Source organism: Citrobacter sp. MNAZ 1397, assembly GCF_023613995.1.
GTDB classification, from domain to species: domain Bacteria; phylum Pseudomonadota; class Gammaproteobacteria; order Enterobacterales; family Enterobacteriaceae; genus Phytobacter; species Phytobacter ursingii.
Map to the genome: position 1 here is coordinate 99,523 of NZ_JAKIVH010000004.1, position 10,992 is coordinate 110,514.

At 52.6% G+C, this 10,992-nt stretch carries 9 protein-coding genes and 1 tRNA gene; 4 read left to right on the plus strand and 6 right to left on the minus strand.

The window, feature by feature from the left end:
- Window positions 1–14: 14 nt before the first annotated feature.
- Genes citC through L2097_RS20065 form a run of 3 tightly spaced genes read right to left on the minus strand, consistent with a single transcriptional unit; the run spans window position 15 to window position 3,301 of the window.
- The gene (citC, locus tag L2097_RS20055) at window positions 15–1,034 is read right to left on the minus strand and encodes a [citrate (pro-3S)-lyase] ligase (protein WP_142517553.1); all 1,020 of its coding nucleotides are present in this window, start codon (window positions 1,032–1,034) and stop codon (window positions 15–17) included.
- Between the two features lie 16 nt (window positions 1,035–1,050).
- On the minus strand, window positions 1,051–1,914 hold the full coding sequence (locus L2097_RS20060; RefSeq protein WP_047368900.1) for a fumarylacetoacetate hydrolase family protein: 864 nt from the start codon (window positions 1,912–1,914) through the stop codon (window positions 1,051–1,053).
- A gap of 22 nt (window positions 1,915–1,936) precedes the next feature.
- The gene (locus L2097_RS20065; RefSeq protein WP_085007629.1) at window positions 1,937–3,301 is read right to left on the minus strand and encodes a 2-hydroxycarboxylate transporter family protein; all 1,365 of its coding nucleotides are present in this window, start codon (window positions 3,299–3,301) and stop codon (window positions 1,937–1,939) included.
- Between the two features lie 333 nt (window positions 3,302–3,634).
- On the opposite strand from L2097_RS20065, the gene L2097_RS20070 reads away from it, so the two are divergent.
- Both L2097_RS20070 and L2097_RS20075 read left to right on the plus strand, forming a co-directional pair.
- On the plus strand, window positions 3,635–5,272 hold the full coding sequence (locus tag L2097_RS20070) for an ATP-binding protein (protein ID WP_047373165.1): 1,638 nt from the start codon (window positions 3,635–3,637) through the stop codon (window positions 5,270–5,272).
- Window positions 5,262–5,960, plus strand: a complete 699-nt coding sequence (locus L2097_RS20075) for a response regulator (RefSeq protein WP_047368898.1) — start codon at window positions 5,262–5,264, stop codon at window positions 5,958–5,960. Before L2097_RS20070 ends, L2097_RS20075 begins: the two co-directional genes overlap by 11 nt.
- Window positions 5,961–6,221: 261 nt before the next feature.
- On the opposite strand, the gene L2097_RS20080 is transcribed toward L2097_RS20075, so the two are convergent.
- The gene (locus L2097_RS20080) at window positions 6,222–8,372 is read right to left on the minus strand and encodes an ornithine decarboxylase (RefSeq protein ID WP_047368897.1); all 2,151 of its coding nucleotides are present in this window, start codon (window positions 8,370–8,372) and stop codon (window positions 6,222–6,224) included.
- A 495-nt stretch (window positions 8,373–8,867) separates the two neighbouring features.
- On the opposite strand from L2097_RS20080, the gene L2097_RS20085 reads away from it, so the two are divergent.
- Together L2097_RS20085 and L2097_RS20090 are read left to right on the plus strand one after the other, a co-directional pair.
- The gene (locus L2097_RS20085) at window positions 8,868–9,587 is read left to right on the plus strand and encodes a DUF554 domain-containing protein (protein WP_047373489.1); all 720 of its coding nucleotides are present in this window, start codon (window positions 8,868–8,870) and stop codon (window positions 9,585–9,587) included.
- Between the two features lie 105 nt (window positions 9,588–9,692).
- Window positions 9,693–9,768 (plus strand) — tRNA-Phe (locus L2097_RS20090).
- 159 nt (window positions 9,769–9,927) lie between these two features.
- Here the strand turns inward: L2097_RS20090 and L2097_RS20095 are convergent.
- Both L2097_RS20095 and L2097_RS20100 read right to left on the minus strand, forming a co-directional pair.
- Window positions 9,928–10,419 carry a GNAT family N-acetyltransferase gene (locus tag L2097_RS20095; RefSeq protein WP_250353558.1) on the minus strand — a complete coding sequence of 164 codons (492 nt, stop codon included), beginning with the start codon at window positions 10,417–10,419 and terminating at the stop codon, window positions 9,928–9,930.
- Window positions 10,416–10,709, minus strand: coding sequence for a type II toxin-antitoxin system TacA family antitoxin (locus tag L2097_RS20100; RefSeq protein WP_047373139.1), 294 nt, complete (start codon window positions 10,707–10,709; stop codon window positions 10,416–10,418). The genes L2097_RS20095 and L2097_RS20100 overlap by 4 nt, the downstream gene beginning before the upstream one ends.
- Window positions 10,710–10,992: the final 283 nt, after the last annotated feature.

A 10,992-nucleotide genomic window follows, 5' to 3' on the forward strand; every position in this document is an offset into this window, starting at 1 on the left:
ATTTCCTGAGTTTTTTAAGCGACTTCCGCGCTGTAGTGCGTTTCGAGATGCACGAAAGTGGTATCCGGTACTATTTCCCGAATACGGGAAAACTGGTGCGTCTTGAGTAGACGGCGAACTTCCGAGGCAGAGATGGCATTGCCCGTGGCTTTGATGCGCGGGATCTCCACCACCTCAACCGCGCCTGCAAGCAGGCGGTGCATAGTCTGGTTGTACTGGCGCGTAATATCGCAAAACGGTTCTGAGCCGATAAATCGATGGGTAATACCCAGCGCGGGGGCGATGTGGTCACGAAAAATCAACAGATCGATTTCGCTCCATGCCTGTTGCACCTTGCCGGTCTCTTTGAGGAAATAGGCCGGAAATGTCGCCCGCGAAATGATGTATTCCGATCCCTTATGTACGGTCACGTTCGGCAGATGAGCGACCCCTGCCCGTACCATGTCCAGACGGTCGGTGAAGGGGAAAAACGACGCATCTTCCTGGACCACAAACAGATGTAAGTGATCGCAGGAATGCGCCGCCTGTTCGACCAGATGGCGATGCCCAAGAGTGAACGGGTTGGCGTTCATCACAATGGCGCCAATACGCTTTCCTTCCACGCGATAAGGCTGCAATGAACGGCAGTAACGGCTGATGCCAAAAGGCGTATTTTCCATTAACACCGCATTGTTGCCACTCTGCGCAATGGGCCAGAATCCGCTGTGCGCAAAGCGCTCCTTATTACAAGGACGCGTGCAGAGAAACAGATGAAAATGGCCCCGGGACAGCGCGAGGTGTTCCACCTCAGCCAGCAAACGGGCGCTGAGATTTTCCCCGCGCAGGTTTTCATCTACCGCCACACACTTGATGACATTGGCGGCCAGGCCCGCACAACCCACCAGCCGGAGTCCCGACCAGGCTTCAACGAAAGTGGTGATATCGTTGTCCATGCCTAAGCCGCTGTCCGCGAGCAAATTACGAATCTGCGCAAAACGCTGCGCGCCGCTCGTGACATCCGCAATGCGAAAATCAATGGGAGGTTGTGCTTGCATAAATCCGCCGCGTTCCTTAGTGCATGGGCGACAGCGATAAGGCTGGCGCGTCCATGATCACATTGCTGAGATGACCGATATTTTCGATCTCCACTTCGATGCGATCGCCCGCGTTCATAAACAGCGGTGGATTACGTTTTTTACCAACGCCGCCCGGCGAACCGGTGATGATCACATCGCCAGCATTCAGGCGCGTAAAGGTACTGATGTACTCGATAAGCTCCGCCACTTTGTGGATCATGCTGGCGGTGTTGTCTTCCTGCACCATACGGCCATTCAGCCAGGTGCGGATCGCCAGACTGTGCGGATCCGGAATCTCATCAGCCGTGGTCATCCACGGACCGAACGCACCGGTCTGACGCCAGTTTTTACCGGCGGTAAACCAGGTGTGCTGCCAGTCGCGTGCAGAACCGTCCATATAGCAGCTGTAACCGCCAACGTGGCTTAATGCCGCTTCACGGGAGATGTTCTCTCCGCTTTTGCCAATGATTACCGCCAGTTCACCTTCGTAATCAAACTCGCTGGAGTGACGCGGTTTGAGTACCGGAGTCTGGTGGCCGGTTTGCGAATCAGCAAAACGGACGAACAGCGTCGGCGCCGGATTGTGCTGATCGAACTCTTTACGTTTGTCGGCGTAGTTCATGCCGACGCAAAGAATTTTCCCTGGGTTATCAATCACCGGCAAAAATTCCAGCGCGTCGAAGCTCAGATCCGGCGTTTCGCCAGACAGCTGTTGCGCTTCATTTAACGCGTTGGCGGCGAGCAACGATTTCAAATCGCTGTAACGATCGCCCAGACGGCGTCCCAGATTGATCACACCATCCGCCTTCACGATCCCGTAACTGCGGATCCCCTGATGGACAAAGCTTGCGAGTTTCATATCAGTTCCTGTAACACATGAATCAGACGAGGAAGTTGCCGAGAACCAGCAGTGATACCGAGACGTTGATCGCGCCGCCGATACGGGTAGCGATCTGTGCGAACGGCATCAAGCTCATACGGTTACCTGCAGTGAGGATGGCAACATCCCCGGTGCCACCCTGCCCGCTCTGACAGCAGGAGACGATGGCGACATCAATCGGATGCATACCGATTTTTTTACCTACGAAGAAGCCCGTGGCGACCAGCGCGGACACGGTGCTGACAATCACCAGCAGGTTAGTGATGGTGAAGGCATGTACCAGCTCCTGCCATGGGGTGATAGCCACGCCCACCGCGAAGAGGATTGGATAAGTCACAGAGGTCTGGAAGAATTTGTAAACAACCTGAGAACCTTCGAGGATCTTCGGCGATACGCCGTGAACCAGTTTGACCAGCACCGCCATAAACAGCATGCCAACCGGCGCCGGCAGACCAATCAGTTTATGGCCCAGCATACCCAGCATGTAGAGCAGCACCGCCAGCAGCGCGCCGGAGGCGATAGTGGTGACGTCAGCTTTACCGCTGAACGCAGGCGCAGCAGGGGCTTTCTCATCGGTGTTATCACGATTAGGCATCAGTTGGCCTTCACCGGTCAGGTGCGGGAAGCGTTTACCCAGTTGGTTCAGACAGCCGGAGATAATGATCGCCGTCAGGCCGCCAAGCATCACCATTGGTAAGACACGACCCAGCGCGACGCCCTGATCCATATGCAGAATCGTGGCGTAACCGATAGAAAGCGGAATAGCGCCTTCACCCACACCACCCGCCATGATTGGCAGAATGATAAAGAAGAAGATCTGGAACGGTTCGAGACCCAGCAGCAGCCCCACGCCCATCCCTACCAACATGCCGACGATTTCACCGCACAGCATCGGGAAGAAAATACGCAGGAAGCCCTGAATCAGCGTGGTGCGATTCATGCTCATAATACTGCCGACAATAATGCAGCAGATGTAAAGGTAGAGAATGTTGGTGGATTTGTAGAACTTGGTGGTGGACTCAACGACCACGTCCGGCAACAGGCCATAATAGACCATTGCGGAAGGGATGAAGGTGGCGCAAATCGCCGCCGCGCCCAGTTTACCGACAATCGGCAGACGTTTACCGAACTCACCACAGGCGAAGCCGAAAAACGCCAGCGTGGCAACCATCACCACGATATCACTGGGTAATTTACCACCCAGGCAATCAATGGCGATTAATACACCAGCCAGTAAAAACAACGGCAATGGAATAATCCCGACTTTCCAGGTATCCATAATGTGCCACCATCTGTCTTTCAAAGATGGTTTTTGAATCGATAGTGACTCAGAGGTAATAGAAAAAGAATCGTCAGTTGTGCTCATAATTAAGCCCCTTGGTTATTTTGCATTTTTAGCTTAAAGGGCCATGTTTTTACGTTATGTGAGGCACAGCATAATAAAACCGAAGTTTTAATGGCACCTATGGTTTTTATGGTTTCTTTTATTTAGTGTGATTAATGCCGTAATTATTCCCGTGGTTTTTATGGTTTTTTTAAATAAAAATACAAGTTAATAACATTTCCAGAAAATCTTTGTTTCTTTCGCATCGCCAGTCAGTGCCTGATGTGCAAGGGATCACAAGTTTCCAGTAAACTCGCCACTGTCAACAGGAAAGATGTTACATTACTGGTTTTGTTGCTCTGTGCGTACCACACCATGAAAGTTTCTTTCCAGATTAAGCTTTTTATTTCGCTGGTGCTGTTTTTCTCCGGTTTGTTCATCTTACTGGGTGGTTATTATTATATCGATATCGGTCGCCAGCTTTATCAGGAAATGAGTACGCGAGCAAAAATACAAGCAGAAGAAATAGCGATAATTCCGAATTTACGCAAGTCGGTTGCTGAAAAAGATATTCCCGCGATTGCAGAATTTATGCAACAAGTCGTCGACCGCAGCGACGCCAGCTTTATTGTTATTGGCGATAATAAAGGCATTCATCTGTTTCATTCTGTTTATGATGACCGGGTGGGCACCACCCTGATTGGGGGCGATAACCAGGAAGTGTTGCAGGGCAAAAGCCTGACCACTATTCGTCAGGGCGGCCTGGGTATTTCATTACGCAGTAAAGCACCGATATTCAATGATGCGGGTCAGGTGATTGGTATTGTTTCCGTGGGTTATCTAACCAGTTACCTTGATACCATCACGCTGGGTAAGGCAATCAATATCTTTATAGCCGCCGTACTGCTGTTAGCGGCACTCTTTATCTTTTCGTGGTTCTTTACCCGCAGTATCAAGAAGCAGATATTTTCACTGGAGCCGCGGGAAATTGGGCTGCTGGTGCGCCAGCAAAAAGCAATGATGGAGTCGATTTACGAAGGGGTGATCGCCATCGACAGCAATCTGCGCATCGAGGTAATAAACCAGGCCGCGAGAACCTTACTCAATCTGAGCCAGCCCACGCGTGAACTGCGGGGGCAACTGATTACCGACGTGATTCCGGCAGTGCCCTTTTTTTCCCGCGATGCGATGCTGGCGAAAGATACACACGATGAGATCTGCCGTTTTAATCACGCTACGGTCATTGCCAGTCGCGTGCGCATCATGCTGGAAGATAAGCTACAAGGCTGGGTCATTACTTTTCGCGATCGCAATGAAATCGACAGCCTTAGCGCCCAATTAAGTCAGGTGAAGCGTTATGTCGATAACCTGCGCATCATGCGCCACGAGCAGCTTAACCGGATGACGACGCTTTCCGGCCTGCTGCATATGGAACGCTACGACGAGGCGATACGTTATCTTCAGGCCCAGTCGGAACATGCGCAGGAGTTGCTCGACTTTATTTCGTCACGTTTTAGCTCCCCGACGCTGTGCGGTTTGCTGCTGGGCAAAGCGGCCCGCGCCAGAGAAAAAGGCGTGGAGTTGGTTTTTGACCCTGGCTGCCGGATGTCGCGCCCCGCGCACCTGCTGGTGGAAGCCGAACTGATATCGATTATTGGTAACCTGCTGGATAACGCCATTGAAGCAACGCAACGCGCCAGGTTGCCTCATGAGCCGGTCGAGGTCCTGATCCTGCAAAATGAACGCGAGCTGATTATTGAAGTGGCGGATCGCGGCGTCGGGATTGATCCGTCCATCCGGGATCGCATTTTTGACCGGGGGATGACGACGAAACGCAATGGCGATCATGGTATCGGCCTGTATCTGATCTCCAGCTATGTCACGCAGGTGGGCGGCACCATTGAAGTTTCTGATAACGCGCCGCGTGGAACGATTTTCTCTTTATTTATTCCGGAAACGGGTCAGATACTACGCCCCGCTCCGACTCTGGAAGATCAGAATTATGCGACATGAACAGATAGATGTGCTGATAGTAGAAGACGAAAATGAGCTGGCGCAGCTCCATGCGGAACTTATTGGCAAGCATCCGCGATTGCGGCTGGTGGGCATCGCCACCAGCCTGGCAGAGGCTAAGGCGCAGCTCGCCAGTAAGCAACCGCAACTGGTATTGCTCGATAATTATCTGCCGGACGGAAAAGGGATTACGCTAATCAGCGACCCGATGATCATTCGCGCCAACTGTTCGGTTATCTTCATTACCGCCGCCAGCGATATGGATACCTGTAGCCAGGCTATTCGCAACGGTGCGTTTGACTATATTCTCAAACCGGTGTCATGGAAGCGTCTGAGCCAGTCACTGGAACGTTTTGTCCAGTTCACCGAGCAGCAACGGGTTTGGAAGATCGTCGATCAGCAGAACGTGGATTCGCTGTACCAGTTGCAGGCGAAGAACTACAAGCTGGATAACGGCAGTAAAGGGATTGAGGAGAATACGCTTTCTCGCGTACAGACACTGTTTGCCGATGCAGGCGAGCGCTGTTTTTCCGTTGATGAAGTCGTGACGGAGACGGGGCTAAGTAAGACCACCGCCCGCCGCTACCTGGAGCATGGTGTGGAGTCCGGCTTTTTATCGGTAGAGATGCAATATGGCAAGATTGGGCATCCACGCAGGATGTATCGCCGGGCAGATGAAGAGGTGTAGGGGTTGCGAGGGTTCCCCTCACCCTCTCCGGGACGTAGCCCGGATTGGCGAAGCGCCATCCGGGGTTTCTGCCATTCACAAACCCTCCCGGATGGCGGCGTAAACGCCTGATCCGGGCTACCTGCCCAGGCCAGCGGACTGCTCGCCTTTCTCCCTTTCCCCCTCACCCTAATCCTCAATGGAGAGGGGACCGATCGAGCACGATGTTAAATCCGATTCGCCTTTCTCCCTCTCCCGTGGGAGAGGGCCGGGGTGAGGGCATCAGGCCGCAGAGGACTGTTTCAACACATTCCCGTATAAACGCTTAATCCCGTCGGCATCCGTCTCGGAGTAAACCCCCTGCAGTTCCGGTGAAAAGCCTGGCAGCAAATTGACACCCTCTTCCAGAGCCAGGAAGTAGCGTTGCACCGCCCCGCCCCACACTTCGCCGGGCACCACGCACAACACACCTGGCGGGTACGGCAGCGCCCCTTCCGCCGCAATCCGTCCTTCCGCTTCGCTGATACGCACCAGCTCCACGTTGCCGCGAATATACTCCTGGTGGGCATCCTGCGGGTTGACGGCAACGGCCGGGAAACTCGCCTTGCGGAACATCTCTTTTTGCAGATCCTTCACATCGAAGCTGACATAAAGGTCATGCATCTCCTGGCAGAGTTGGCGGATTGTGTAATCACGATAACGCACCGGGTACTTGTTATAGATGGTCGGTAACACATCCGCCAGCGGCGTATCGTCTTCAATGTGGCGCTCAAACTGCGACAGCATGGCCACCAGATGGGCCATCTTCGTGGTGCTTTCCGCTGGCGTCAGCAGGAACAGAATGGAGTTGAGATCGCATTTTTCCGGCACAATGCCGTTCTCACGCAGGTAATTGGCGAGGATCGTCGCCGGAATACCAAATTCCGTGTATTCGCCCGTTTGCGCGTCGATACCCGGCGTGGTGAGCAGCAGTTTGCAGGGATCAACAAAGTACTGATCCTGCGCGTAGCCTTCAAAACCGTGCCAGCTTGCACCGGGCTCAAAGCTAAAGAAGCGACGTTCGCGAGCGATGATCTCTGTCGGATGATCCTGCCACGGACGCCCGGCAATGACCGGTGGCACGAATGGCTGGATCATTTTGCAATTAGCGATAATCGACTTACGCGCTTCGATCCCCACCTCCACACACTCGGCCCACAGGCGGCGGCCACTTTCACCCTGATGAATTTTGGCATTCACGTCGAGTGCTGCAAACAGCGGGTAGAACGGGCTGGTCGAGGCGTGCAGCATAAAGGCATTGTTCAGCCGCTTATGCGGGCAGAAACGCGCCTGACCGCGCAGATGATTATCTTTTTTATGGATCTGCGAGGTTTGCGAGAAACCGGCTTGCTGCTTGTGCACGGACTGGGTGACGAAAATCCCCGGATCGTTCTCGTTGAGTTCCAGCAGTAACGGCGACGTGTCCGCCATCATCGGAATGAACTGTTCGTAACCCACCCAGGCGGAATCAAACAAAATGTAGTCGCACAGGGTGCCGATTTTGTCGATCACCTGACGTGCGTTATAGATCGTGCCGTCATAGGTGCCAAGCTGGATCACCGCGAGGCGAAACGGGCGCGGCTGGTTGGCTTTATCCGGCGCCACTTCGCGGATCAATTCACGCAGGTATTTTTCATCAAAACAGTGTTCGTCAATGCCACCGATAAAACCAAACGGGTTGCGGGAGGCTTCCAGATACACCGGCGTCGCGCCCGCCTGTATCAGCGCGCCATGATGGTTGGATTTGTGGTTGTTACGGTCAAACAGTACCAGATCGCCACGCGTCAGCAGCGCGTTAGTCACCACTTTATTCGCAGCAGAGGTGCCGTTCAGCACAAAATAAGTTTTATCCGCGTTGAAGACTTTGGCCGCGAACTTCTGCGCGTGTTTAGCGGACCCCTCGTGAATCAGCAGGTCGCCCAGCTTCACATCGGCATTGCACATGTCAGCGCGAAAAACATTTTCGCCAAAGAAATCGTAGAACTGTCGGCCAGCCGGATGCTTTTTAAAGAACTCACCATGCTGATGCCCCGGGCAAGCGAAGGTGTCATTTTTCATCTCAACATACTGGCGTAACGTATCGAAAAACGGCGGCAACAGATTATCTTCATAATCACAGGCGGCGGTTTCCAGCTCCAGCCAGTCCTGTTCTTTGCCATTGATCACCGCCGTGACGCCGTCCGGTGTTTCATCCGACGTCTGGTCAAATAAGAATACCGGCACGTCGAAGCCCGTCCGTTTGAGCAGGGTCAGAATGCCGCTACGGCTTTCCGCCAGCGTAATGACGACTGCCGCCACATCCGTAAAATCAGTACTGTCCAGCGTCACCATCTGACGGTGGGTAGACAGGATGGAGATCAGCTCGCGGCTGACGGCAATTTTCATTGTTTTCATAAGCACAGATACCCGTTTCAGGGGAAGAAAAGGCCCCGGGCAAAGCAGGTGCCTTACCCAACGAACGTGTCTGACTGGAACCAGCTCCGACCGCCAGACATCACTAAAAACAGAGACATTCTGGTTTTACTGTTGTCCTACAGTGAGCGTGCGTTACCCTCACCGCATGGTGAGTGAAGTATGGGATAAAATTGAACGGGTGCACGTTCGCAGCGTGGCGCGGCATCTCTGTATGAGCGATAAAAACTGCGTCATTTCAGGTGTCCCCGTGAGGTAGAGAAGAAAATTCGCGCAATCATGTCATCATTTTTTCGCAGGTGCAACCAACGAAGCGAAGGCGAAATGCAACATAATGCAATTGCGTTTTTAGTAATTTATATAAGTGATTATATTCAAAAGCTAAATGCAATTATTACTCGCATTAATCAGGCATAATAATGTGATTCATTGCGGCATACTATGCAGTTGTATTCGCAAAATCTCTGGAGAAAAAACGTGTTAACAGGACCTTATATCAACGCCGCCGCCGTTTTACTGGGGGGGACGATTGGTGCATTGCTCAGCCACCGTTTACCGGAGCGGGTTCGCTCCTCTATGCCCTCCATCTTTGGTCTTGCCTCGCTGGGCATCGGTATCCTGCTGGTGATTAAATGCGTCAATCTGCCCGTTATGGTGCTTGCAACGCTGGTTGGTACGTTGATAGGTGAACTGTGTTATGTGGAGCGCGGTATCAGCGGCGCGGTGAACGGTTTACGCAAAGTAGTTCAAAAACGCCGTGCAGCAAGCCATGCGCTGGATGCCCACGAATCTTTTATCCAAAGCCTGGTGGCCATCATTATTCTGTTCTGCGCCAGTGGTACCGGGATTTTCGGCGCCATGCGCGAGGGGATGACCGGCGATCCGAGTCTACTGATTGCCAAGGCATTTCTCGATTTTTTCACGGCGGTGATATTCGCGACTTCATTAGGTTTTGCCGTCGCGCTGATCTCCGTACCGATGCTTATTATTCAACTGACGCTCGCTACCTGCGCCACGCTGATTTTGCCGTTGACCACGCCCGCCATGATGGGTGATTTCACCGCAGTGGGCGGCGTGCTGTTGCTGGCGACGGGCTTAAGGATTTGTGGAATCAAAATGTTTGCAGTAGCAAATATGCTGCCAGCACTGGTACTTGCGATGCCGCTCTCTGCCCTGTGGACCGCTTTTTTTGCCTGAGTTCGCGTGCATCATCGGCAAAGTGGTGATAGATTGTGCAGTCTGCAACGATTTGAAGAAATTTCGTTGACGAGGCGAGGCGGATCGGGTTTAATGCGCCCCGTTGCCCGGATAGCTCAGTCGGTAGAGCAGGGGATTGAAAATCCCCGTGTCCTTGGTTCGATTCCGAGTCCGGGCACCACTATTCATAAGGCCTCGCTGAAAAGCGGGGCTTTTTCCTTTTTTCGCTATGGTAGATTTCTGGTCTCCCAGTATTTCATCAACCCGATACAGCATTTCTATTTCCCGAGTAACTTTATCTAAGCAAAGAAATTAATGCAGAAGAGGAGAAAAATATTTACTACATACTCCCCATCAAATCCCCTAACGTCACCATCAGCATCATTGAGTCCATCGGCGACGGCTCAAAGCCCACTTTCAGATAAAACTCCCGCGCTTCGTCAGACAGCGCATGAACCAGCATCCCGCGAATGCCGATAGTCTCCGCCACCTGAATCACCCGCAGCCCGGCATCACGCACTAAAGCTCGCCCTACCCCCTGCCCATGCAACGATTTATCCACCGCCAGACGCCCCAACACCACAACCGGGATTGGGTCAGGCATATTGCGGCGAAAGCGACCGGGGGCGGTGTTTGTCGTCACTGCGCTGGACGCCAGCGAATAATACGCCCGTACATTAGAATTATTGTCACAGCTAACAAAGGTACGGGATGCGCCTATGATTTGATTTTTCATCGCCCGCTGTTTTAGCCAGTTATCCATAGAATCCACGCCGCAACAAAATGAAGTTAATACATGCCCGGCGTGGAGAGGCTCAGGGGCGGAAATCATTTATTTTGCTCCCACGGCGCTGGGGTCTGCATAGTTTTACGAAGCGCGGCATTGGGTTCAGGAGCCTGATCGAGACGAGTGAGAAATGCCTGATAGGCATCGGGATCGGCCATAATAATACGCTGTTCAATCAACGCTTCCTCTGCGGCCGCACGAGCGGCTTCCAGCACGAAATCCGTGCGGTTTTTCCCTTTGGCTTTCGCGGCCCGGTCTATAAGATCGCGCTCGGCGGGCTTGATGCGCAGGTTCAGGGTTTCGCGCTTCATCGTCATACTGTTTGCGGCTGGCATGGTGTTATCCTCTGGTGTTTCTCTGGATATTAAGTATACAGCACACGTAACGCAGATGTCAGTACGTCAAATTCAGAGGGAATCGAATCGGAGTATCGAACCGGACATGTTTTTGAATATTCAAATCTACTGAACTGATTTAAAAGCAAAAACACGGGTCAACCACAGGGTCCTGACAACTTATCAAAAACGGATTCATGATGAAATACAGCTAAATAGATTGCTGAACGAGTCCGGGCACCACTTATTTAAAGAAACCAGCCTAAGGGCTGGTTTTTTGCTT

Excerpts from the sequence above, each read along its gene's own strand:
- L2097_RS20070 (WP_047373165.1), top strand. The coding sequence starts at position 3,635 with ATGAAAGTTTCTTTCCAGATTAAGCTTTTTATTTCGCTGGTGCTGTTT.
- L2097_RS20100 (WP_047373139.1), bottom strand. The coding sequence starts at position 10,709 with ATGCCAGCCGCAAACAGTATGACGATGAAGCGCGAAACCCTGAACCTG.
- L2097_RS20065 (WP_085007629.1), bottom strand. The coding sequence starts at position 3,301 with ATGAGCACAACTGACGATTCTTTTTCTATTACCTCTGAGTCACTATCG.
- citC (WP_142517553.1), bottom strand. The coding sequence starts at position 1,034 with ATGCAAGCACAACCTCCCATTGATTTTCGCATTGCGGATGTCACGAGC.
- L2097_RS20060 (WP_047368900.1), bottom strand. The coding sequence starts at position 1,914 with ATGAAACTCGCAAGCTTTGTCCATCAGGGGATCCGCAGTTACGGGATC.
- L2097_RS20080 (WP_047368897.1), bottom strand. The coding sequence starts at position 8,372 with ATGAAAACAATGAAAATTGCCGTCAGCCGCGAGCTGATCTCCATCCTG.
- L2097_RS20075 (WP_047368898.1), top strand. The coding sequence starts at position 5,262 with ATGCGACATGAACAGATAGATGTGCTGATAGTAGAAGACGAAAATGAG.
- L2097_RS20095 (WP_250353558.1), bottom strand. The coding sequence starts at position 10,419 with ATGATTTCCGCCCCTGAGCCTCTCCACGCCGGGCATGTATTAACTTCA.